Genomic DNA, 22,010 nt, shown 5'->3' on the forward strand with positions numbered 1-22,010 from the left:
CGGCCCTCACCGGGCGAGTTGCTCCGGGAGGGGGGCCGCGTGCAGGACGACGAGCCCGGAGACGGCCCGGGTGAGGGCGACGTACAGGCGGCGCAGGCCGGTGCGTTCGTCGGGTTCGCCGTCGACCACCGCCGCGGGTTCGTCCAGCACGACGTAGTCGTACTCCAGGCCCTTGGCCAGCGAGGCCGGGACCAGGGTCAGGCGGGACTCGGCCGTCGTCTCCTCACCGGGGGAGAGGCAGCTGTGGCCCGCCCCGGAGAGGGCGGCCGCCAGGGCCGGGATACGGGCGTCGGCCGCGATCAGGCCGATGGACCCCTCGTGGCGCAGCGACTCCTCGCACGCCGCGACCACCGCCGCGTCCAGCTCGCCCGCGTCGGACACCTCACGCACGGCGAGCGAACCCGGCGCTTCTCGCACCGACTTGACCGGGGCGAGGCCGGGGGAGATCGCGGGGAGCAGCCGGGAGGCGTAGGCGATCACCTCGCGCGGCACGCGGAAGCCGGCCGTCAGCTCCTCCACCACCGCGTCCGTCTTGCCGAGGTGGAAGAGCGCCTGCTCCCAGCTCTGCGTCGACCACGGGGTCGTGCCCTGGGCCAGGTCGCCGAGGACCGTCGCCGAACCGGTCGAGCAGCGGCGCCCCACCGCGCGGTACTGCATGGGGGACAGGTCCTGTGCCTCGTCGATGACGACGTGTCCCAGCGAGTGCGTCCGGGCCACCAGGTCGGCGGCCTCGTCGATCAGGACCGCGTCCGCCGCCGTCCACCTCGCCGACTTCACGCTGCGGGCGGGCTTCTCCATCAGGATCCGCTTCTGCTCCTCGTCGGTGAGCGTCCCCGCCGCGTGGGCGGCGAGGAAGTCCGCGTCGGTCAGCAGCCGCAGCACCAGCTTCTCCGGATCGACCGCGGGCCAGATCGCCTTCACGGCCGCCTTCACCGCGGGATTGCGCGCGACGGCGTTCTGCACCCGGTCGTCGGGAGCCTCGCCCGCCTCCTCCATGCGCACGAGGACGGCGTGCGCGATGCGCTGCGGAAGCGCCTCGTGCGCGGCGCCGTAACGCATGTCGCGGGCCAGTAGCTCGGCGACCATCTCCTCGATCTCGTACGCCGGGACACGCCAGCGGCGCGACCCCCGGACCACCATGACCGACTCCGTGGGAGGAGTGACGTGGGAACGGATCGCACGCCGCAGTACCTCCGCCATCCGGGCATCGCCCTTGATCACGGCGGCGGCGGCCTCGTCGGTGCCGCGCACCTCGACGCGGGCCGTCACGAGGTCCTCGACGGTGGCCTGCTTCACCTCCAGCTCGCCGAGCGCCGGCAGGACCTGCTCGATGTAGTGCAGGAACGACCGGTTCGGGCCGACGACGAGGGTGCCGGTGCGGGCCAGCCGCTCGCGGTGCGCGTACAGGAGGAAGGCGACCCGGTGCAGGCCCACGGCCGTCTTTCCGGTGCCGGGGCCGCCCTGGACGCAGACGGTCCCGCCGAGCCCGCTGCGGACGATCTCGTCCTGCTCGGGCTGGATCGTCGCCACGATGTCACGCATCGGACCGACACGGGGCCGCTCGATCTCGGCCTGGAGCAGCTTGCTGGTCTGCTCCTCCTCCGCCGGGTCGGTGAGGCGTTCGTCCTCGTACGCGGTCAGCTCGCCGCCGGTGTAGCCGAAGCGGCGGCGGCGGTCGACGTCCAGCGGGTTGTTCTTGGAGGCCTGGTAGAAGGGCTGCGAGACCGGGGCACGCCAGTCGATGACCATCGGATCGCCGTGGGCGTCGTGGACGTGCCTGCGCCCGATGTAGAACTGCTCCCCCTCCGAACCCTCCGCCTTCTCGGCCCCCACCACGTGCAGGTAGTCGAGACGGCCGAAGAACAGCGGGGTGTGGGTGAGGTCGGCGAGCGCCTTGATGCGGTCGTCGATCTGGGCCTGCAGGACGGCGGCGTTGACCCAGTTCGCCGTGACGTCGCGGATGTCGAGCGACTGCACGTCCTCACGCATGGCACGCAGGGCGGCACGGGACGCGGCGAGGTGCGCCCGCTCCCTGACCAGTGGATTGCTTGACTCTTCGTGCGCGGGCACGGTGTTGCCTCCGGCTTTTCGACGCAGGACGGCGGACAGGGCCGGCCGCCCTGTCCGCTCGGGGACGTACTCACAGGGGATGCGCACGCGGGTGGGCGCGTGCGGCGGTTGTCGGCCGGTTTCCGTCCGGTCGGCGGCGCTCCCCCGGCTGCCGGCCGCCGGAAGGGCGGGCCGGTACCACGGTGCGGGAGGCGGGCAGACCGGCGAGTGTACCGAGCGTTTCCCGCGGGAGCGAACGAATTCGGGGAACATCACCCGGCGGCCCGGGCCCCCGTACGCCCCGTAGGGGACGGCACGCGGCGGCATGCGACCTGAGGCCGACGGGGGTCCGCCGGGACTTCGCTCCGTGGGCCGATGCCCGTGCGGAGAGGGCGGAGCACCATGGAAGGCATGAGCAGCGTTTATCTGGACCCACGCAGGACCGGCCCCGCGCACGGCGCGACCGCGGCGACCGGCCGCCACCGCGGTCACCGCGTCGGGAACGCGGTGCGGGCCGTCTCGGTCTACGTGCGCGCCGCGTTCGGCGTGGCCGTGCTCGGTGAGTACGCGGAGGAGGCCGGCGTCGTCCGCCGCCACCGCTGAGTCCGGCCGGCACCGTCCCGCACCGGGACCGGCCGGAGCCGTCAGCTCTCGGTGAGCAGCTCGTCCGCGTCGACGATCCGGTACGCGTAGCCCTGCTCGGCCAGGAACCGCTGGCGGTGCGCCGCGAAGTCCTGGTCGATCGTGTCGCGGGCGACCACCGAGTAGAACCTGGCCTCGTGCCCGTCCGCCTTCGGCCGCAGCACCCGGCCGAGCCGCTGTGCCTCTTCCTGACGCGAGCCGAACGTCCCGGAGACCTGGATCGCGACGGTCGCCTCGGGCAGGTCGATCGAGAAGTTCGCGACCTTCGACACGACCAGCACGCTGATCTCGCCCTCGCGGAACGCGTTGAACAGCTTCTCGCGCTGCGCGTTGCTCGTCTCGCCCTTGATCACCGGCGCGTTCAGGTGCTCACCGAGCTCGTCGAGCTGGTCGATGTACTGACCGATGACGAGGGTCTGCTCGCCCCGGTGCTTCCGGACGAGCGCCTCGGTGACCTTCCGCTTCGTCGCGGTCGTCGCGCAGAACCGGTACTTCTCCTCGGCCTCGGCCGTCGCGTACGCGAGGCGCTCCGAGTCCGTGAGGTTCACGCGGACCTCGACGCAGTCGGCGGGCGCGATGTAGCCCTGCGCCTCGATCTCCTTCCACGGGGCGTCGAACCGCTTGGGGCCGATGAGCGAGAAGACGTCGGACTCGCGCCCGTCCTCGCGCACGAGCGTCGCGGTGAGCCCGAGGCGGCGGCGGGCCTGGAGGTCGGCCGTGAACTTGAAGACCGGTGCGGGCAGCAGGTGCACCTCGTCGTAGATCACGAGCCCCCAGTCGCGGGAGTCGAACAGCTCCAGGTGCGGGTAGATCCCCTTACGCCGGGTGGTCAGCACCTGGTAGGTGGCGATCGTGACCGGACGGATCTCCTTGCGCGTCCCGCTGTACTCGCCGATCTCGTCCTCGGTCAGCGAGGTCCGCTTCACCAGCTCGTGCTTCCACTGCCGGGCCGAGACGGTGTTCGTGACCAGGATGAGCGTGGTCGCCTTGGCCTCGGCCATCGCACCGGCCCCGACCAGCGTCTTCCCGGCACCACACGGGAGGACGACGACACCGGAGCCGCCGTGCCAGAACCCCTCGACGGCCTGCTTCTGGTACGGGCGGAGCGCCCAGCCCTCCTGGTCGAGCTCGATCGGGTGCGCCTCGCCGTCGACGTATCCGGCGAGGTCCTCGGCGGGCCAGCCCAGCTTCAGCAGCGTCTGCTTGATCTGCCCGCGCTCGGAGGGGTGCACGGCCACGGTGTCCGGGTCGAGGCGCGCCCCGACCAGCGGCTGGACCTTCTTCGAGCGGAGGATCTCCTCCAGCACGGGCCGGTCGTTGGAGGTCAGCACCAGGCCGTGGACGGGGTGCTTGGAGAGGGTGAGACGGCCGTACCGCGCCATCGTCTCGGCGATGTCGACGAGCAGCGCGTGCGGCACGGGGTAGCGGGAGTACTCCACGAGGGCGTCGACGACCTGCTCGGCGTCGTGTCCGGCGGCGCGGGCGTTCCACAGGCCGAGCGGTGTCAGCCGGTAGGTGTGGATGTGCTCGGGCGCACGCTCCAGCTCGGCGAAGGGGGCGATGGCACGACGGCAGGCGTCGGCCTGGTCGTGGTCGACTTCCAGGAGCAGCGTCTTGTCGCTTTGGACGATGAGTGGCCCATTCACGCGCGTCGGCCCTTTCTGTTCCGCTTCTGCCCTGCTGCTGGGATCCGCCGCCGGGACGGCCGCGAACGGCCAAACGTCCAGTGTGCCGCATCCGGGGCGCAACCGGGCGGGCGCGCGGGAGCGGGGTTCCGGCCCGCCGGGCCCGTAGCGTGGGCGGATGGACGAGACGGAGCCTGCGGGCGGGGTGCCCGGACCCGACGACGCCGGGTTCCCGGGCCGTCTGCCGGACGGCGGCGGCATCGACGGCGGCAGCGGCTACGTGCGGGCCTGCGGGGTCCGAACCCTCCCCCGCTCCCAGAGCTCTTCGCCATGCTCCGCGAACCGGTCGAACATCCCGCCCGCGCCCTGCCTTCGCAGGTGCAGGAGCGGTGAGTCGTGCCCGACGAGCCGGGCGAGGTGGGGTGTCACGAACGCCTCGTCGTCGAACCTGAACACGGAGAGGCTCACGTGGTTGACCGCGTCCTCGGGCGCGCTGAAGCGGGTTTCCAGACCATCCAGGGGACCGACGCGATCAAGGTGCTCCAGCGTGATCCTGATGCGCGTGGAGACGGTCAGGGCCACGTCCTCGACGGCCTCCCGTTGCCGGGTCACTTCTCCTTCCGGGTCTCCCAGCAGGAAACGGACCCGGCACCCTGCCTCCGCTTTCCGGCGGACCGTGTCCACGAAGGCCGGCACCTGCGTCCAGAGGAAGTAGTTCGTGTATCCGGCGAGGAAGATCTCCGACTCGGCATCGCCGGTCAACTCGCTCCACACCGTCGACGGGCACGCGGAACGGTACGGGTAGCTGTGGATCAGTTCGCGGTCGTGGCCGCTCTTGATTCGGTCCTTCACTGCCTGGGGCCAGATCATTTCCTCATCCACTCCCAACGCCCGGCAGGCGTCATCGCGATTCCGTGCGTGGGGCGTCAGCTCCGCGTCGGCCAGCCATCGCTCAACCGTCTTCCCGGTCACACCAATATGCATGGCAAGCTGCCGAGTGGTGATGCCGGCACTCTCCATAGCGGATCGGAGGAGTGTGTTCAAGGGTTCTCCTGCGGACGTTCGGGCCTTTCGGCGACCGTAGCGAGGAACGGTCCAACTGTCCTTCGTTCGGCGTGGATACGTCCGGAAGGAACGTCGAGGATCACGGCATGACTGAGCCAACGACTCGCCGGACCGGTCCGCTCGGGCTGCCGCTCCGTGCGGAGGCGGAGCCGACGCCCGTCGAGGGGTGCGCGGGCTGCGCCGAACTCGCTGTGGTGCGTGACCGCTCCCGCCTCGTGGGTGACCTGAGCACGGTGTCGGACTGCAACGTCCTGATGCGGCGCCATCCGGAAGGTCACTCGTGATCACGCACAAGGTCGGCGTGCGTACGACAGCTCGGGGCGTATCCGCGTTCCGGCCCGCCGGGCCCGTAGCGTGGGCGGATGGACGAGACGGAGCCTGCGGGCGGGGTGCCCGGACCCGACGACGCCGGGTTTCCGGCCCACCACGCGCCGAGTGCCGCGGGGATGGCGGAGCTGGACGGCCTGGTGACCCGGTGCCGTGCGTGTCCCCGGCTGGTGGCCTGGCGGGAGGAGGTCGCCGCGGTGAAGCGGGCGGCCTTCCAGGAGTGGGACTACTGGGGGCGGCCCGTGCCCGGCTTCGGGCCGGCCGACGCGTCGGTGGCGGTGGTCGGGCTGGCGCCCGCCGCGCACGGGGGAAACAGGACCGGCCGGATGTTCACCGGTGACGCGACGGGCGACTTCCTCTTCAGGGCCCTGTACGAGGTGGGCCTGGCCTCGCAGCCCACCTCCGAGCACGCCGACGACGGGCTGCGCCTTCGCGGCGTGCGCCTCGTCGCGCCCGTCCACTGCGCGCCCCCGGCCAACAGGCCGACGCCTCGGGAACGCGACACCTGCCGGCCGTGGCTGACCAGGGAGCTGGCCCTGCTGAACCCCGGGCTCCGCGCGATCGTCGTCCTCGGTGCCTTCGGCTGGCAGGCCCTGCTGCCGGTGCTCGCGGAGTCCGGCAGGACGCTGCCCCGACCGCGCCCGGCCTTCGGCCACGGCGCGCACGTCGTGCTGCCCGCCACGGAGCACGGGCACGAACTGCACCTGCTCGGGAGTTACCACGCGAGTCAGCGCAACACGTTCACCGGCCGGCTCACCATGCCCATGCTCACCGACGTGCTCCGGGAGGCCGCCGTCCTGGGCGGGCTCGGACCGGCGGGCCCCGGCGGCTGACCCGTCGGCGGGGCGGTCCGTCAGGTCGTCTGTTCGTCCGCCAGTTCCGCGACGCCCGTGATGCGGTGCAGCGGGTAGGTGCGCACCTCGTCGGCGGTGTGGTCGTATCCCGTGACGAAGCCGCCCTCCACCTTCACCGGGGCGATCACGCGCTGGCTGGCCGCACCGTCCGCGTTGACGTAACCGATCCAGACGGCCGACCCGGTCATCGCCGCCGCCTGCACCGTGGCCAGCGTCTCCGCGGGCGTCGTGCGGGGGAGCGAACCGGACGCCGCCGTGTCCGGCGCCTCCTTGTTGACGGCCCTGGCAGCCGTGTCGCCGGCCCTGATGGCCCGTACGGCGGCGGTCAGCAGAGTGGCGTCCGGGACCGGCGGCCCCTCGGGCACGGGCGCGGGGGGTGTGCGCGGCGGGGTGCGGCGTGCCCCGGCCCGGGTGATCAGGACGTCGCCCTCGGCCGACTCGGCGGCGGGGGCGTATCCCATCTCGCGCAGCCCTTCGAGCAGCGAACCCGGGTCCGCCTGCGCGGCCAGCACGGTCGGGGCGAGGCGGCGCAGGCGCAGGGTCGCCGAGCGCTTGTCGGCCAGGATCTCGTTGAGCACGGCCTCGTCGTCGCAGCGCACGTACGCGGAGGCGGCCCCGATGCGGAGGTGGCCGTGGCGGCGGGCGACGTCGTCGATGAGGTAGCTCAGCGGCTGCGGCACCGGGGTCCGGCTGTGTGTGGCCAGGAAAGCGTGCAGGTCGGACGCGGCCCGGCCGGCGTCGAGTGCGCGGCGTACGGAGCCGGGGGTGAAGCGGTAGACCGTCGCGCCGCCCTTGGACTCGATGTCGGCGAGCACCGAGAGCATGTCGGCGAGCGGGCGTTCCAGCGGACCGGGGGCGACGGCGGTCAGGTCGGCCTGGAGCAGCACGTGGTCCAGGGGCTCCGGGATCAGCGGGGCGAGCCGGGCCGCCGCCGCGTCGGGGCCCTCGTCGAGCAGTGCGCGGGCCTGGGAGGAGAGCGCCCCGCGTCCGGTGATCCCGATGAGTTCGGCTTCGTTGGCGGTCCACAGGGCGATGCGGGACCGCAGGTCGGAGGTGTCGCCGGACGGCTGCCCCGAGGCGGGTGACCCCGCGGTGGGCCCGCCGGGTCTGGACGTCCGCAGCGGCCGCTCCCAGCGGAGGCGGGCCAGCAGGGTCTGCGGGTCGGGAGCCGTGCCCGGGGGCAGCGAGGCGAAGAGTTCCAGGACCCGGTGGCGGACCTCGGGTGCGGCCGAGCGGTCGAGGTCGGGGCCGAGTGCGGACAGTGCCCTGCCCTTCGCGTCCTGGCCTCCGATCAGCCCGGAGGTGCGGGTGGCGGCGAGCCAGGCGGTGGCGAGGTGGGTCCAGCGGTCCTGGGCGGGGAGGTCGAGCCACTCGTCGGCCGCGGGGGTGGGGGCGTAGCGCTCGTCCGTCTCGCCGTCGGAGGCCAGCAGGCCCGCCGTGTAGGCGAGTTCGATCCAGAAGGCGGCCGTGTTCTCGGGGACGTCCAGGGCGGTGGCGGCGCGCTTCAGTTCGCGCACGCTCAGGCCGCCGGCCCGCAGGATGGCCGGGCCGCCGTTGTTCCAGAGCTTCAGCAGCTCCTCGACGGTGGACAGTGCCGTGAACCCCTGGCCGGCCGCCGCTCTGTCCACAGCCTGGGGATCGCGCTCGGCCGCCGCGACGAGCTCCGGCGCGACCGGCTCGGGCACACGGTGGGCGCGGCCGGCCCGCAGATGCAGTGCCGCCTCACGCGGCAGGACGACGGTGCGGGTCGACACGGGCAGCAGCAGCCCGCGGTCGCGCAGCCATTGGACCGGCGGTGCGGGGTTCGGGGTGACCTCACCGTACGGCGGGCCCCACACCAGCCGGTCGAGGACGGACAGCGCCTCGACCGGGGCGGTGTCCAGGAGTTCCGCCATCCTCGTACGGTCCGTGAAGAGTCCGGCCAGCGCGGCGACGGCGGACACGGGGTCGTGGGTGGCCGGGAGCCCGGCCGCCGTCAGGATCTCCTGCAGCCGGCCCGGTGACATGCCGGCCGTGGCTTCCGCGACCGTCGGCCCGAGACCGGTGGGGGAAGGGTGCTGCGGGGACGGGGCGAGGAGTTCGCGCGCGGTGCGCACGAGGTGCAGGCGGGCGTCCTCGCCCCAGACGAGGGCCTGTTCGCGCAGTGTCGCGAGCGCCGCGGGCAGTGCGGCGGTGATCGCGGCGCCCGCGTCGTCCCGCCCGTCGCCGTCGCCCTCGCCGTCACCGGTGAGCAGGGCGAGCAGCGTGTCGTACGGGGCCGGGTCCGGCGCCACCGCCAGCGCCTCGGCGGTCTGCAGCGCGAAGCGGTCGAGGTGCTCCAGCGCGCGGACGACGGAGGCGCGGGTACCGGCCCGCGTGGCCAGCTGGGTGATGTCGTTCGGCACGGGGCTGAGCAGGTCGGGGCGGGCACGCAGAAGCCCTGCCAGCGATTCGTCGCCCCGTGCGCGCAGAGCTTCGGCGAGCGTGCGCGGTGGTGTGGTCGTCCCCATCCGTCCCACGGTAGCCCCTGGAACGCTACCGTCGGGGCAGGGCGGGTAGAGGGAGAACCATCGCGTGGGGATCGAGAGCGACCAGCTTGTCTACGACTTTCTCAGCCGGGTCGGTGACCTGGCCCAGCAGCAACAGCTGTCGTCGGGTGCCCGGATGAGGCTCGTGTCGACGCTGCGCGGCGAGATCGACCGGCAGCGCGGCACGGACGGTGCGGACTCTCCCGCTGCGGTCCGGCGCATCCTGGGGCGGCTCGGCGCCCCGGACGAACTCGTCGCGGCCGCGGCCGGATCGGGCGACGGCACGGTGCCGCTGCCGTCGCCCGGGGAGGCGGCGGGCGCGGGTGCGGAGAGGCCTGCCGGGGTGCCGCGGGCGCGGCGGGGGACGCTGGGGAAAGACGCGTTCCGCAAGGGCGCGTCGCGGGGGCCGGCGGAGCCCGATTCCCGGGAGCCGGGTCCCCTGGGGGCTCCGGCGCCGGGCTGGCCGTCCGCGGACGCGCCGCACATGACGGGCCTGGGCCGGGCGCCGTCCGGGGGCGAGCCGGAGTGGTGGCGGATCGAACCGGGGCCCTTCGGTGAGGGGGCGCGGGGCGCGGTCGCGCCGGGAACCGACGTGCCGGGGTTCGTCGGAGGCCTGGAGAGCCCTGAGCTGTTCCGTCCCACCGGGCCGCCCGTGGCGGTCACCCCGGAGGAGGCGGAGGCGGCGAAGGCGGCCGAGGCGCTGAAGCCCGCGCAGGAGAAGCCCGGGCAGGAGAAGCCCGGTCCCGCGGTGGCCGTACCGGCGCCCCGGAGGCGGCTGCGGCTGCGCGGACGCCCCGGGCCGGCCGCCGTGGACGGTGAGGCGGCCGTGAGGCCGCGCCTCGCGAACCCGCTGCTGCTGCTCGCCGCCGCGTTGCTGGTGGCGGGCGCCGTGCTGGGCTCCTGGCTGGCGCTCGCCGGTGGCTGGCTCCTCGCGTACAGCTCGCGCAGGATCTCGCGCGCGGAGGCGAAGTGGGTCGCGATGGGGCTTCCCGGCGTGGTCGTCGCCGGTGCCTTCGTGTGGCTGTGGGGCCGGATGGAGGGCCGCTGGGGCGCGCCCATCGCGGAGGGCGCCCTGGGTGACGCGATGACGGACGTCTGGCCGGTCGTGGTGCGCGTGGCGGCGGTGGCCTCGGCGCTGTACCTGGTCTGGCGCGCGCGGAGGCTGTCCGGCTGACGGCGGGGACGGCGGGGCCGGAAGGTCGTACGTGCGCACCCTCCCGAGGCGTACGTTCGTACACCTCGGGGGTGTACCGTCGTCCGCATGCCCACGGACTACTTCGCCGACGATCCGCGCACCCACATGGAGCGCATGCGCGCGGGCGACCTCTACATCGCCGACGACCCGGAGATCGCCCGGGAGCAGCAGCGCGCGATGCGCCTCGCGGCCCGCTACCAGGCTCTCCACACCGAGGACGCCGACGCCGCCCGCGCGGTCCTGGCCGAACTCCTGGGTTCCCTGGGTGAGGGCGTCGACCTCAGGCCGCCGCTCTACGTCGACTACGGCAGCAACATCCGCATCGGGGCCCGCACGTTCGTCAACTACCACCTGACGGCGCTGGACGTCGCGGCGATCACCATCGGCGAGGACTGCCAGATCGGCCCCAACGTGCAGCTGCTGACCCCGACGCACCCCGTGGAGCCGCAGCCCCGCCGGGACAAGCTGGAGGCCGCGCAGCCCATCACCATCGGCGACAACGTGTGGCTGGGCGGCGGAGTCATCGTGTGCCCCGGTGTGACCATCGGGGACGACTCCGTCATCGGCGCCGGGTCCGTGGTCACCAGGGACATTCCCGCCGGTGTGGTGGCGGTGGGCAATCCGGCCCGCGTCGTCCGGGACGTCTGAGCGCCCCGTGGCCACCGGACGCACGGACCCGCAGCGGCGCGAGCGCATCCTCGCCGCCACGCTCGACCACATCGCCGAGGAGGGCGTCGCGGGCGTCTCGCACCGCAAGATCGCGGTCCGCGCCGATGTGCCCCTGGGTTCGATGACGTACCACTTCACGGGCATCGACGACCTGCTGCGCGAGGCCTTCACGCGGTTCGCCGACCACATCGTGGCCGTGTTCGAGCTGCATCTGGGCCGCGCCGGAAGTCCGGAGGAGGCGCGTGAGGCCGTCACCGATCTGATCCACGTGCTGTCCGAGGGGCCCCGCCGTGATCTCGTCCTCACCCAGGAGCTCTACACACTGGCGGCCCGGCGCGACGAGTACCGCGAGCTCACCCACGCCTGGATGAACCGCAGCCGCCGCCTGCTGGAGCAGCACTTCGACCCGGACACCGCACGGCAGCTGGACGCCCTGATCGAGGGCACGTCCCTGCACCGGTCCCTCGACACCGAACCGCAGGACCGCGCTCTGACGCGGCAGGCGGTGGGCCGCATGACGTCCGGCGGTTAGGGCGGCGTGGGGCACCCGAACGGCCTGTGGGGCGCGGACCTGACACCGCGCCCCACAGGCATGTCAGAGCCCCTTCTCCGGGGTGGCCCGCGCGGGGGTCCAGGGCGCGCCCGGCACGACGAGCGGCGACCCCGTGACCGGGTCGGGGACGACGACCGCCTCCAGCCCGAAGACCTCGCGGACGAGGTCCGCGGTGACGACGTCCCCGGGCCTGCCCTCGGCGACGATCCGGCCCGCCTTCATGGCGACGAGGTGGTCGGCGTAGCGGGCGGCCTGGTTGAGGTCGTGCAGCACGGTGACCACGGTGCGGCCCCGGGTGCCGTCCGCGGCGGGTGTGGCGAGCCGCCGCACCAGGTCCAGGACCTCGACCTGGTGCGCGATGTCGAGATACGTCGTCGGTTCGTCGAGCAGCAGCAGATCCGTGTCCTGGGCGAGTGCCATCGCGATCCACACGCGCTGGCGCTGTCCGCCCGACAGCTCGTCCACCGGCCGGTCGCCGAGCGCGGTGACGTCCGTGCGCTCCATGGCCTCCGCGACCGCGCGTTCGTCCGCCTCCGACCACTGCTGCCACCACCGCTGGTGCGGCTGCCGGCCACGGGCCACCAGGTCGGAGACGGTGATCGCCTCGGGTGCGACGGGCGTCTGCGGAAGGAGCCCCACCGACTGCGCGATGGTGCGCGTCGGTATGCGGGAGAGTTCCGTGCCGTCCAGCAGCACCGCCCCGCCCGCCGGTTTCAGCAGCCGCCCCATCGCCCGCAGAGTCGTGGACTTGCCACAGGCGTTGGGGCCGACGATGACCGTCACCCGGCCGTCCGGGACGGCCAGGTCGAGCTCCTGCACGACGGTGCGGTCCTCGTAGGCGAGCGTCAGGGACCGCGCCGTGAGCCTGGAGGTGGCCGGGGGCGCGTCGGTGGCCGGGGAGTCCGTGCGGCCGGTCGTGGTCATGCGTTGCCTCCATTACGGCCGCGGTGACCGCGGATGATCAACCAGATCAGATACGGGGCGCCGACCGCCGCGGTCAGCACGCCCACGGGGAGCTCGACGGGGGAGAAGAGCCTGCGCGCCAGCAGGTCGGCGAAGACGACGATCACCGCGCCCAGCAGCGCCGAGCACACCAGCGGGATCTGTGCCGTACGCGTCATCCTGCGGGCGATCTGCGGGGCGAGCAGGGCCACGAAGTCGACCGGCCCCGCGGTCCCGGTCGCCACGGACGCCAGGACGACTCCCAGGGCGACGAGACCGAGGCGCACGCGGCCCAGGCGCACCCCCAGCGCCGTCGCGGTGTCGTCGTCCATCGACACGGTGCGCTGCGCCCGCGCCGCCCACAGCACGGCGGGCAGGAGGGCCAGCAGCGCCCAGCCGATCGGCGCCGCCTCGCTCCAGCCGCGGCCGTTCAGCGAACCCGTCATCCAGATCTGCGCCTGCTGGGCGACCAGGTAGTCGCCCTTCGTCAGGAAGAGGGTCGTCACGGAACGCAGGGCGATGGCGAAGCCGATGCCGATGAGGACGAAGCGGGTCGCGTGGAGCCCGCCGCGCCAGGCGAAGACGTACACCAGCGCCGCGGCGGCGATCCCGCCGGCGACGGACAGGTAGGGCAGGACGGTGTAGGAGGTGAGGCCGAAGGTCATGGCGCCGACCGTGAGCGCGCTCGCGCCCTGGCTGATGCCGATGATGTCGGGGCTGGCGAGCGGGTTGCGGGCCACCGTCTGGATCAGCGCGCCCGCGACCCCGAACGCCGCGCCGACGAGCAGCCCGACCACCATCCTGGGCATCCGCAGCGTGCCCACGACCAGCTCGTCGGGCGACGGCCTGCCGAGGACGACCTTCACGACCTCACCCGGGGCGACGAAACTCTCGCCGACACAGAGGTACGCGACACAGACGGCCGCCAGCACGACGAGGAGGGCCGCCGCGACGAGCGTCGCCCGCCGGTGGACCAGGAAACGGGCCCGCTTCCCGATCCGCAGGACGCCGTAACCGGCCGGGCGTACCGGGGGGCGTACGGGCACTGCCGTGTCCGTGCTCATGCGGGGGCCGCCTTCCGGCGTACGAGGGTGACGAGGAAGGGCACGCCGATCAGCGCCGTCATGACGCCGGCCGGGACCTCGCCCGGCGGGAGCAGCACCCGGCCGACGACATCGGAGACGAGGAGCATCACGGGCCCGAGGAGGGCGGCCATCGGCAGCACCCAGCGGTGTCCGCCGCCCACGATCGCGCGGGCGATGTGCGGCACCGCGAGCCCGACGAAGGCGATCGGCCCGGCCGCCGCGACACCCGCGCCGGTGAGCACGGTCGCCCCGATACCGCCGACGACACGGACGGCCGCCACGTTCTGTCCCAGGCCCTTGGCGACGTCGTCGCCGAGCGCCAGCGCGTCGAGGCCCCGCGCCACGGACACCACCAGCACGGCGCCGACCAGCAGGAACGGCCAGATCCGCTCCGCGACCTCGGCCTCCCGGCCGGAGATCGACCCCACCTGCCAGAAGCGGAACTCCTCCAGCGCCGACGCCTTGGTGGTCAGGACCGCCATGGTCACCGACACCAGCAGCGCGTTGATCGCGGCCCCGCCCAGCGCGAGCTTCACGGGGGTCGCGCCGCCGCGCCCCCGTGAGGCGATGGCGTAGACGGCGACCGACGCGACGGCGGCACCCGCGAACGCGAACCACACGTATCCGGTGAGGGTGTGGACTCCGGCGTAGGCGATGGCCAGGACGACCGCGGCCGAGGCGCCCTGGCTGATGCCGAGGATGCCCGGATCGGCGATGGGGTTGCGGGTGATGCCCTGGAGCACCGTGCCGGCGAGGGCCAGGGCGGCACCGACCATCAGGCCGATCAGGGTGCGCGGCAGCCTCAGCTGCAGGATGACGTCTGCGGCCTCGGTGTGCCCGCCGTGCAGGAGGGCGTCCACGACGGCGGACGGCGCGATGGTCCGCGCCCCCACGGCCAGGCTGAGCAGGACGGACAACAGGAGTGCGAGGACTGCCACGGCTATCGCGAGCGCGCGTCCGGACAGGCGGGGTGCTGCGGCGGCCATCGGAACCAATCGGGGGAGCGGGCCAGGAGGGAGGAACGGCAATACGAGGTAAGGCTTGGCTAAGTCTATGGGTGCACCATGAAACCGGGCAGGCCCCCTCCGCTCCGGGCCCTCGCACCCTTCCGTTCCCGGGCCTCAGGCCCGTGCCGAGCGCATCGCCACCTCGTCGGCGGTCACGGGCGAGGTGATGCCGTACACGTCTCCGGGCCGCAGGGCGGCCGGGGTGCTGTACTCGCCGCGGACGGCGACGAAGGTGACGGCCGTCTGCGAGGCGGGCTGCCAGAACGTGCGGTAGTGCGGCGTGTTCGCCGCGTACTCCGGGATCTCCACCAGCGGGACCCCGCGTCTGTGGAGCAGGCCCCGCAGCTTCTCGAAGCGGAGCCGTGGGGCGAAGCGTCCGTAGCGCTCGCGGAGCACCGGGCCCGGCAGGCCGACGGGGCCGAGGGCCAGCCTGTGCACCTGGAGGCTGAAGTGGTGGCCCGTCCAGGGGCCGCCGGCACGATCACGGTGGAAGTGGAACTCGGCGAGTCCGTAGTCGCGGAACATCGTCCGACGTCCGGTGGCGTCCTCGGCGAAGTCGGTCCCCAGGACCGCCGCGACGCGGTCGGCGGAATCGGTCGGGCGGGCGCCGAGCACGGTGCCGGTGGTGACGGTGTGGACGTAGAAGGCCAGGGAGTGCGGAGTCAACGGTCATTCCTCGGTAGGGGAAGGCGGAAGGCGGTCGCGGAGGGCCGGCGGTGACGGGGACCGGGCCAGGGACAGGGACAGGGGACGGGAGGAGCGGGCTTTCGTGTCCGGGGCACTCGGCACAATGGGCCTCATGCCCTCACACACCTTGACGGTCGGTTTCGACCTCGACATGACGCTCATCGACTCCCGGCCCGGGATCAGGGCCGCCTACGAGACCCTGGCCGCCGAGACGGGTGTGTACATCGACACCGACCTGGTCGTCAGCCGGCTCGGGCCGCCCCTTGAGGACGAGATGGCCAACTGGTTCCCGGCCGAGGCGGTCGCGGAGGTCTGCGACCGCTACCGCGCGGTCTACCCGGACCGGGCGATCACCCCGACCACCGCGATGCCCGGCGCCCGTGAGGCCGTCGAGGCGGTCCAGGCGCTCGGGGGGCGGGCCATGGTCGTCACCGCCAAGTACGAACCGAACGCCAAGCTGCACCTCGCGCACCTCGGCATCGGTGCCGACCTGCTGATCGGTGGGCTCTGGGCCGAGGGCAAGGCGGCCGCGCTCCTGGAGCACGGGGCCGGGATATACGTCGGCGACCACACCGGGGACGTGCGCGGGGCGCACGCCGCGCGCGCCCTGTCGGTCGGTGTCACGACCGGGCCGTGCGACGAGGCGGAGCTGCGCGAGGCCGGTGCCGAGGTGATCCTGCCGGACCTCACGGCGTTCCCCGACTGGCTGCGGACCTTCGCGGCGACCTGACGGACCGCCGTCGGCGCGTACCGCCCGAGGTGACGGGGGAGCGGGACGGCCCGATTCGCGCCAATGTCCCGCAGGTGCGCGGCCTTCTCCCGGAGCCGGAGTCCGGAGGGGTTCCGGACCGCTACCTCGTTGCGGCGCGCTTCGGTGAGTTCTTCCACACCGACCGCACGACCCCCGCGGCTGCGATCAGGAATCCCAGTCCCATCAGCATGCACACCGCGTAGGCGACGGACGGGAAGGGGTCGGTGCCGAGGAACAGCGGGGCCACGGTGACCAGTGTGGCCAGCGCGCCGATGAAGAAGACGATCGCGCCGACCCGTACGAGCCGGTCGCCTGCGCCGGAAGGAGTAGTAGTCACCCGGCCAGGGTAGTTCCCAGCTCGGTGGAACCGTTCGGCGACGCCTTGTGTCCGGCCCCCGGGCCACTAGCCTTGGACGTGGCGGGTCGGAGACCCGCCGTACCGCTATTCGGAGCCGGTTCGCGGCTCTCCCGCACACCGACGAGTACGAGGACGAGGACAGACGTGCCCACGGGTAAGGTCAAATGGTTCAATTCGGAAAAGGGCTTCGGCTTCCTTTCGCGCGACGACGGCGCGGACGTCTTCGTCCACTCCTCCGTGCTCCCGGCCGGAGTCGAGGCCCTCAAGCCCGGTCAGCGCGTCGAGTTCGGCGTGGTCGCCGGACAGCGCGGTGACCAGGCGCTCTCCGTGGTGATCCTCGACCCCACCCCGTCCGTGGCCGCCGCACAGCGGCGCAGCCCCGACGAACTCGCCTCCATCGTGCAGGACCTGACGACGGTCCTGGAGAACATCACGCCGATGCTGGAGCGGGGCCGTTACCCCGACAAGGCCTCCGGGGCGAAGATCGCGGGGCTGCTGAGGGCGGTCGCCGACCAGCTCGACGTCTGACGTACGGCCGGGCCCTTGCGGCCCGGCCCCACCGTCAGCGGCCGGTGAAGGCCAGGGCGTCCGGGCCGAGCGCGGGCACGAGCCCCTCGGCCGCCGCGCGGGTCAGCAGGCCGCGGATCGCCGCGTAGCCGTGCTCGCCGAGGTCGGCGGTGAATTCGTTGACGTACAGCCCGATGTGCTGGTCGGCCACTGCGGGGTCCATCTCCTGGGCGTGCTCCAGGACGTACGGACGCGATTGCAGCGGGTCGTCCCAGGCCATGCGCACCGAGGTGCGGACCGACTCGGCGAGCCGCTTCAGGGTCTCGTCGCCGAGCGAGCGCTTGGCGATGATCGCCCCGAGGGGGATGGGGAGGCCGGTGGTGAGCTCCCAGTGCTCGCCCATGTCGGCCAGGCTGTGCAGGCCGTAGTTCTGATAGGTGAAGCGGGCCTCGTGGATGACGAGCCCGGCGTCCACCCGGCCGTCGCGCACGGCGGGCATGATCTCGTCGAACGGCATGACGACGATCTCGCCGACACCGCCCGGCACGACCTCGGCGGCCCAGAGCCGGAAGAGGAGGTACGCCGTGGAGCGCTCGCTGGGCACCGCGACGGTCTTTCCCGTCAGGTCCGTGCCCGGCTCCCTGGTGAGGACGAGCGGACCGCAGCCGCGTCCCAGCGCCCCGCCGCACGGCAGGAGGGCGTATTCGTCGAGCACCCAGGGCAGGACGGCGTAGGAGACCTTCAGCACGTCGAACTCGCCGCGCTCGGCCATGCCGTTGGTGAGGTGGATGTCGGCGAAGGTGACGTCGAGGGCCGGCGCGCCGGGGACCCTTCCGTGGGCCCAGGCGTCGAAGACGAAGGTGTCGTTCGGACAGGGCGAGAAGGCGATCCGGAGGGCCGGCTGCGAGGCGCCGTCGGGGTCGGGCGCGGTGTCAGTCACTGTGTCGGTCATGCCGGTTCCAACTCTCCACTACGTGTGCGGTCTTCCCGAACGCCTCGGTGAGCGCCGCCAGCGCGTCCCCGATCCGCCAGGCCGCGCGGTCGCGGGGCCCCACGGTGTTCGAGACGGCCCGGATCTCCAGGGCCGGTACGCCGAGCCCGGCCGCGGCCTCGGCGACGCCGAAGCCCTCCATGGCCTCGGCGACGGCTCCGGGGTGCGCGGCCAGCAGGGCCGCGGTACGGGCCGCGCTGCCCGTGACGGTGGACACCGTGAGCACGGTGCCCGTGACCGCGCCCGTGGCCGCGGCCACCTCGCGTACCAGCGTGTCCGGCGGCAGGAAGGTGTCCCTGCCGAATCCGAGACCGGTGACGGGCACGAAGCCGTCCGGGGTCTCGGCGCCCAGGTCCGCGGCGACGATGCGGGCCGCCACGACGAGGGAGCCCACACGGGCGGCGGGTGCGAAGCCTCCGCCGATGCCCGCCGACACGACGAGCGCGTACGGCTCGGAGGCGGGCGCCGAGGCGAGGGCGTAGGCGGTGACGGCCGCCGCGGCCGCCGGGCCCGCACCGCCCGCCACGACGTCGAACGGCCCGGCGCGGTGCAGCTGTGCGCCGGGCACCTCGCGGACCTCCGGGTCACCCCCGAAAGCACGCGTGACCGCGTCCCGTTCGGCCGGGACGGCGGTCACGACGAGCACCCGCACGGCGGTGGCCTCGGAGGTCAGGGGGATCAGGAGGTCTTCTTGAGCTCGAAGTGCCAGACGCCGGTGAGCTTCTGGCCCTTGGTCTCGACGATGCTGATCTGCGTCTTGGACGCGGTGGTCTCGCCGGTCTGGCTGGCGAAGAACGCGCTGCCCGGGATCGACCGGTAGGTCTTCTTGTACGGCTCCTGCTCGGCCTGCTGGCCGTTGATGAACAGGGTCCAGCCGTTGTCCGCGATCTCGGGGTCGACGCCGAAGCGGACCTTGTCGTCCATCGCGACCTCGACGGACTTCTCCGCCTTCTTGTTCAGGCAGCCCTGGATCTCGGACTCCTTGAGCGCCTTGCCGTCGTTGTAGCAGGCGGCCTCGGTGCTCACCGAGTTGTCGCCGACCGTCACGGTGGCGAGCGGCGTCGGCTTGTCGCAGGCGGACAGGACAAGGAGTCCCGCGGACACGGCACCGAGGGCGACGCCGATTCGGCGGCCCCTACCGGAGAAGAACGCAACGGTCATGGCCCGAAGGTTATCGGTCGACGCCGCTCACGCCACGCGGGGGTGCGGTGAGCCGCGCCGCGCGGCCGTCAGGAGGCCCCGTACGGAGGCGGAGGCGCCGAGGGCGAGGAGCCCGGCGGCGACGGACATGCCGAGTACTCCGTTGAGGGGGAGGGCGATGCCGATCGCGCCGCCGGCCACCCACGACATCTGCAGCAGCGTCTCCGAGCGGGCGAAGGCCGAGGTGCGCACCTCCTCCGGCACGTCCCGCTGGATCATCGCGTCCAGCGACAGCTTCGACAGCGCCTGGGTGAAGCCGGCGACCGCGGTGAGCGCGGCGACCATCACCGTGCTGAAGAACACCGCGGCGAGCACGGCGGCGGTCAGGGCGAGCCCCAGCACCGTCGCGACGATCACCTCGGGGCCGCGCGCCCTGAGCCAGGACCCCACCGCCGTGCCGAAGGCGTTTCCGGCGCCGGCCGCGACGCCGACGATGCCGAGGGAGACGGCGGCGCTCTGCCCGGCGAGCGGATGCTCGCGCAGCAGGAACGCCAGGAAGAAGATGAGGAAGCCGGACAGCGCGCGGTGCGCGGCGTTCGCCTGGAGGCCGTGCAGGACGGACGGCCCGACGGACCGGAGTCCCGGCGGTTTCTCCCTGCCCTTCCGGTCGGTCCTGGTGCTGCCGGTCCACCGGCCCCGCTTCCCGGAGTCCCGCGGGGGAGCGGGGCGGGCCGGTTCCTCGTGCGGCGGGACGAGGCGGGCCTTGCGCTCGCCCTTCGCGGAGTCGACCTTGGGAGGCAGCGTGAAGGCGAGGACGGTGCCGCCGAGGAAGATCACGCAGGCCCCGTACAGCGGCCAGGGCGATCCGACGGCCTGGAGTCCCGCCCCGATCGGGGCGGCGACGCCCGTGGCCAGCAGGCCGGCCAGGGTGACCCGTGAGTTGGCCTTCACCAGGGAGAAGCGGGGTGGCAGGAGGCGGGGCACGACGGCGCTGCGGACCACTCCGTAGGCCTTGGAGCAGACCAGGACCCCGAGAGCCGCCGGGTAGAGCTCCAGCCCGCCCGTGGCGACCGCCCCGGACATCGTGATGGCGAGTACGGCCCGTGCGAACATCGCGCCGGCCATCGCGGCGCGGCGGCCGTGCGGCAGCCGGTCGAGAAGGGGGCCGACCACCGGGGCGAGCAGGGTGAAGGGGGCCATGGTGACGGCGAGGTAGAGCGCGACGCGCCCGCGGGCCTCGTCCGTGGGTACGGAGAAGAACACCGTGGAGGCCAGCGCCACGGTGATCATGACGTCGCCGGCGCCGTTGACCGCGTGCAGCTCGATCAGCTTGCCGAGCCCGGACTCCCCGGCCCCGTGGGCGTGTGTCGCCTTGCGGATACCCCGCGCCGTGCCCGTGAACGGGGCCCGCAGGGCACGGCCCATCACCCGTCCCGCCCTGCGGAGCGGGCCGGATCCGTCGGACGACCTGGCGGCGGCCACGTGGTCATAGTGCCCCACGCCCCGCTGTCACGAACCCATGATCGGGCCGGGGCGCGGCGACGGCCGCTCCGTCGGGTGAGTCCGTCCGCAGCGGTGAACGGCCGGGCTGTGCCGTCGGTCCCCTGCGGATCCCGACCGTTCCGGGGCGGGTCCTGAACGGTCGCGGTCCTGTTTTGGGACGGGCAGGTGGGCGCGGGGCGGCGGAGAGGGTAGCGTGCACTCACGCGCCACCGGCGGTTGTTCTTGGCCGCGCGCCTCTCCGCGATCCCGCAGAATGGATTGCAGAAGGCGCGCCCGAGGCAGGCACGACGGGTGTGGACGTCGACGCGGCCCCCAGGTCCGCTCCGTTCACCACCGTCATGGCCGAAATCGGACATCGATGGAGTCGCTGGCGCGCTCGTGAGACGGCGTATGGAGAGAAGCGAGACCTGTGAGTGCTGCGACGACGCGAAGCCGTACGGCCCGTACCCCCGCCCCCGACCGTCTGTGCGCCGAGGCGGTAGACCTCGCGCGCGCGGCGGCCGAGGAGGCCGCGGCGCCCGGAGTGGTGGGTGAGCACGTGGGCCTGGTCTCCGAGGGAGACCGGGTCGTCACCCACTACTTCGAGTCCAAGGAGCCCGGCTACCGGGGCTGGCGCTGGGCGGTGACGGTCGCCAGGGCATCGCGCGCCAAGAACGTCACGCTTGACGAAACGGTGCTGCTGCCCGGCTCCGACGCGCTCCTCGCCCCGGAGTGGGTGCCGTGGAGCGAGCGGCTCAGGCCCGGCGACATGGGGCCGGGCGACCTGCTGCCCACCGAGGCGGAGGACCCCCGTCTCGAACCGGGCTGGACCGGCGAGGACGAGCCCCCGCCGAACTCCGCCGTCTCCGAGGTCTCCCAGGAACTCGCCGCCGTGGTCGACGTGGAGGACGCGGAGCTGACGACGCGGCCCGGGACGAGCCGCGGTTCGATCGCCTCGGTCGCCGACGAGCTCGGCACCCGGCGTGCGCGGGTGCTGTCCCGGTACGGCCTGGGGCTGGCGGCGGACCGGTGGGACGAGGAGTTCGGCGCGAGGACACCGATGGCGCAGGCGGCGCCCGCGTCGTGTGTCACCTGTGCGTTCCTCGTGCCGATGGCCGGCTCGCTGCGGCAGGCGTTCGGCGTGTGCGCGAACGAGTTCGCCCCGGCCGACGGCCGCGTGGTCTCGCTGTCCTACGGCTGCGGCGGGCATTCCGAGGCGGCCCTCATGCCGAAGCCGGTGAGGCCCGCCCCGCACGCCCTGGACACCCTGCGGGTGGACGACTACACGCTGCGGCCCCCGGAGGACTCCGGCTCGGTCCCGGCCAGGCCGGACGGCACGACCGAGGACCTCGGCCACTCCTGACGCATCCGCGCACCACGGGGTCCGGCGCCGCGCGCCGGGCCCGTGCGGCGTGCCCGTGACGCGGTGCCGTAGCCGCCGGCCCCTCCGCGTGCCTTCCCTCCCGACGGGCCCCGGGCCGTGGCCGGGCGGCGATCACGGCCTTCCCGGTCGCGGTACCTTCGGGCGCACACTTGGCGTCACGGGTCACCGGAAGAGCGGAGTACGAGCGTGG

General features: G+C 73.3%; 22 protein-coding genes. 9 read left to right on the forward strand and 13 right to left on the reverse strand.

Going from position 1 to position 22,010, the window contains the following annotated elements:
* Positions 1-6 precede the first annotated feature (6 nt).
* The gene (locus ACFYY2_RS04700) at positions 7-2,070 is read right to left on the reverse strand and encodes a HelD family protein (RefSeq protein ID WP_388737028.1); all 2,064 of its coding nucleotides are present in this window, start codon (positions 2,068-2,070) and stop codon (positions 7-9) included.
* Between the two features lie 390 nt (positions 2,071-2,460).
* On the opposite strand from ACFYY2_RS04700, the gene ACFYY2_RS04705 reads away from it, so the two are divergent.
* Complete coding sequence (locus ACFYY2_RS04705; RefSeq protein WP_388737031.1) at positions 2,461-2,652, forward strand: hypothetical protein; 192 nt, start codon at positions 2,461-2,463, stop codon at positions 2,650-2,652.
* A gap of 41 nt (positions 2,653-2,693) precedes the next feature.
* Here ACFYY2_RS04705 and ACFYY2_RS04710 read toward each other — a convergent pair whose 3' ends face one another.
* Together ACFYY2_RS04710 and ACFYY2_RS04715 are read right to left on the reverse strand one after the other, a co-directional pair.
* Positions 2,694-4,337, reverse strand: a complete 1,644-nt coding sequence (locus tag ACFYY2_RS04710; RefSeq protein WP_388737032.1) for a DNA repair helicase XPB — start codon at positions 4,335-4,337, stop codon at positions 2,694-2,696.
* A 255-nt stretch (positions 4,338-4,592) separates the two neighbouring features.
* Positions 4,593-5,186, reverse strand: coding sequence for an XRE family transcriptional regulator (locus tag ACFYY2_RS04715; protein ID WP_388737034.1), 594 nt, complete (start codon positions 5,184-5,186; stop codon positions 4,593-4,595).
* A 281-nt stretch (positions 5,187-5,467) separates the two neighbouring features.
* Between ACFYY2_RS04715 and ACFYY2_RS04720 the strand changes: the two genes are divergently transcribed.
* Both ACFYY2_RS04720 and ACFYY2_RS04725 read left to right on the forward strand, forming a co-directional pair.
* Complete coding sequence (locus ACFYY2_RS04720) at positions 5,468-5,665, forward strand: hypothetical protein (protein WP_388737037.1); 198 nt, start codon at positions 5,468-5,470, stop codon at positions 5,663-5,665.
* A gap of 78 nt (positions 5,666-5,743) precedes the next feature.
* Positions 5,744-6,541 (forward strand): uracil-DNA glycosylase, encoded by a 798-nt coding sequence (locus ACFYY2_RS04725; RefSeq protein WP_388737039.1) that lies wholly within the window; start codon positions 5,744-5,746, stop codon positions 6,539-6,541.
* A gap of 20 nt (positions 6,542-6,561) precedes the next feature.
* Here the strand turns inward: ACFYY2_RS04725 and ACFYY2_RS04730 are convergent, their stop codons facing one another.
* On the reverse strand, positions 6,562-9,051 hold the full coding sequence (locus tag ACFYY2_RS04730; protein ID WP_388737041.1) for a helicase-associated domain-containing protein: 2,490 nt from the start codon (positions 9,049-9,051) through the stop codon (positions 6,562-6,564).
* 64 nt (positions 9,052-9,115) lie between these two features.
* Here ACFYY2_RS04730 and ACFYY2_RS04735 point away from each other — a divergent pair, with 64 nt between their 5' ends.
* From ACFYY2_RS04735 to ACFYY2_RS04745, 3 genes are all read left to right on the forward strand, one after another.
* Positions 9,116-10,243 (forward strand): hypothetical protein, encoded by a 1,128-nt coding sequence (locus tag ACFYY2_RS04735; protein ID WP_388737043.1) that lies wholly within the window; start codon positions 9,116-9,118, stop codon positions 10,241-10,243.
* Between the two features lie 87 nt (positions 10,244-10,330).
* On the forward strand, positions 10,331-10,912 hold the full coding sequence (locus ACFYY2_RS04740; protein ID WP_388737045.1) for a sugar O-acetyltransferase: 582 nt from the start codon (positions 10,331-10,333) through the stop codon (positions 10,910-10,912).
* Positions 10,913-10,919: 7 nt separating this feature from the next.
* Entirely contained in the window at positions 10,920-11,465 is a 546-nt protein-coding gene (locus ACFYY2_RS04745; protein WP_388737047.1) for a TetR/AcrR family transcriptional regulator, read from the forward strand.
* A 63-nt stretch (positions 11,466-11,528) separates the two neighbouring features.
* On the opposite strand, the gene ACFYY2_RS04750 is transcribed toward ACFYY2_RS04745, so the two are convergent.
* From ACFYY2_RS04750 to ACFYY2_RS04765, 4 genes are all read right to left on the reverse strand, one after another.
* Positions 11,529-12,410 carry an ABC transporter ATP-binding protein gene (locus ACFYY2_RS04750; RefSeq protein WP_388737049.1) on the reverse strand — a complete coding sequence of 294 codons (882 nt, stop codon included), beginning with the start codon at positions 12,408-12,410 and terminating at the stop codon, positions 11,529-11,531.
* The gene (locus ACFYY2_RS04755) at positions 12,407-13,492 is read right to left on the reverse strand and encodes a FecCD family ABC transporter permease (RefSeq protein WP_388737052.1); all 1,086 of its coding nucleotides are present in this window, start codon (positions 13,490-13,492) and stop codon (positions 12,407-12,409) included. Before ACFYY2_RS04755 ends, ACFYY2_RS04750 begins: the two co-directional genes overlap by 4 nt.
* Positions 13,489-14,499 carry a FecCD family ABC transporter permease gene (locus ACFYY2_RS04760; RefSeq protein ID WP_388737055.1) on the reverse strand — a complete coding sequence of 337 codons (1,011 nt, stop codon included), beginning with the start codon at positions 14,497-14,499 and terminating at the stop codon, positions 13,489-13,491. The genes ACFYY2_RS04755 and ACFYY2_RS04760 overlap by 4 nt, the downstream gene beginning before the upstream one ends.
* A gap of 135 nt (positions 14,500-14,634) precedes the next feature.
* A complete protein-coding gene (locus ACFYY2_RS04765) occupies positions 14,635-15,186 on the reverse strand; it encodes a hypothetical protein (RefSeq protein ID WP_388737057.1) in 552 nt (183 codons plus the stop codon).
* Positions 15,187-15,310: 124 nt separating this feature from the next.
* Between ACFYY2_RS04765 and ACFYY2_RS04770 the strand changes: the two genes are divergently transcribed.
* The gene (locus ACFYY2_RS04770; protein WP_388738567.1) at positions 15,311-15,937 is read left to right on the forward strand and encodes an HAD family hydrolase; all 627 of its coding nucleotides are present in this window, start codon (positions 15,311-15,313) and stop codon (positions 15,935-15,937) included.
* A 121-nt stretch (positions 15,938-16,058) separates the two neighbouring features.
* Here ACFYY2_RS04770 and ACFYY2_RS04775 read toward each other — a convergent pair whose 3' ends face one another.
* Positions 16,059-16,295 (reverse strand): hypothetical protein, encoded by a 237-nt coding sequence (locus tag ACFYY2_RS04775; RefSeq protein WP_388737060.1) that lies wholly within the window; start codon positions 16,293-16,295, stop codon positions 16,059-16,061.
* 165 nt (positions 16,296-16,460) lie between these two features.
* Between ACFYY2_RS04775 and ACFYY2_RS04780 the strand changes: the two genes are divergently transcribed.
* The gene (locus tag ACFYY2_RS04780) at positions 16,461-16,844 is read left to right on the forward strand and encodes a cold-shock protein (protein ID WP_327116033.1); all 384 of its coding nucleotides are present in this window, start codon (positions 16,461-16,463) and stop codon (positions 16,842-16,844) included.
* Between the two features lie 34 nt (positions 16,845-16,878).
* Here ACFYY2_RS04780 and ACFYY2_RS04785 read toward each other — a convergent pair whose 3' ends face one another.
* The 4 genes from ACFYY2_RS04785 to ACFYY2_RS04800 are packed head-to-tail and all read right to left on the reverse strand — an operon-like array spanning position 16,879 to position 20,436.
* Positions 16,879-17,775: a 1,4-dihydroxy-6-naphthoate synthase gene (locus tag ACFYY2_RS04785; RefSeq protein WP_388737063.1), complete on the reverse strand. Its 897-nt coding sequence runs from the start codon at positions 17,773-17,775 to the stop codon at positions 16,879-16,881.
* Positions 17,756-18,466, reverse strand: coding sequence for a futalosine hydrolase (locus tag ACFYY2_RS04790; RefSeq protein WP_388737066.1), 711 nt, complete (start codon positions 18,464-18,466; stop codon positions 17,756-17,758). Before ACFYY2_RS04790 ends, ACFYY2_RS04785 begins: the two co-directional genes overlap by 20 nt.
* Before the next feature lie 26 nt (positions 18,467-18,492).
* Positions 18,493-18,975, reverse strand: coding sequence for a DUF2771 domain-containing protein (locus ACFYY2_RS04795; RefSeq protein WP_388737068.1), 483 nt, complete (start codon positions 18,973-18,975; stop codon positions 18,493-18,495).
* Positions 18,976-19,002: 27 nt separating this feature from the next.
* Positions 19,003-20,436, reverse strand: coding sequence for an MFS transporter (locus tag ACFYY2_RS04800; RefSeq protein WP_388737070.1), 1,434 nt, complete (start codon positions 20,434-20,436; stop codon positions 19,003-19,005).
* A gap of 430 nt (positions 20,437-20,866) precedes the next feature.
* Between ACFYY2_RS04800 and ACFYY2_RS04805 the strand changes: the two genes are divergently transcribed.
* Positions 20,867-21,799 (forward strand): DUF3027 domain-containing protein, encoded by a 933-nt coding sequence (locus ACFYY2_RS04805; RefSeq protein ID WP_388737072.1) that lies wholly within the window; start codon positions 20,867-20,869, stop codon positions 21,797-21,799.
* The last annotated feature ends 211 nt before the right edge of the window (positions 21,800-22,010 follow it).

This window comes from Streptomyces sp. NPDC001822, from assembly GCF_042892135.1.
Classification (GTDB): domain Bacteria; phylum Actinomycetota; class Actinomycetes; order Streptomycetales; family Streptomycetaceae; genus Streptomyces.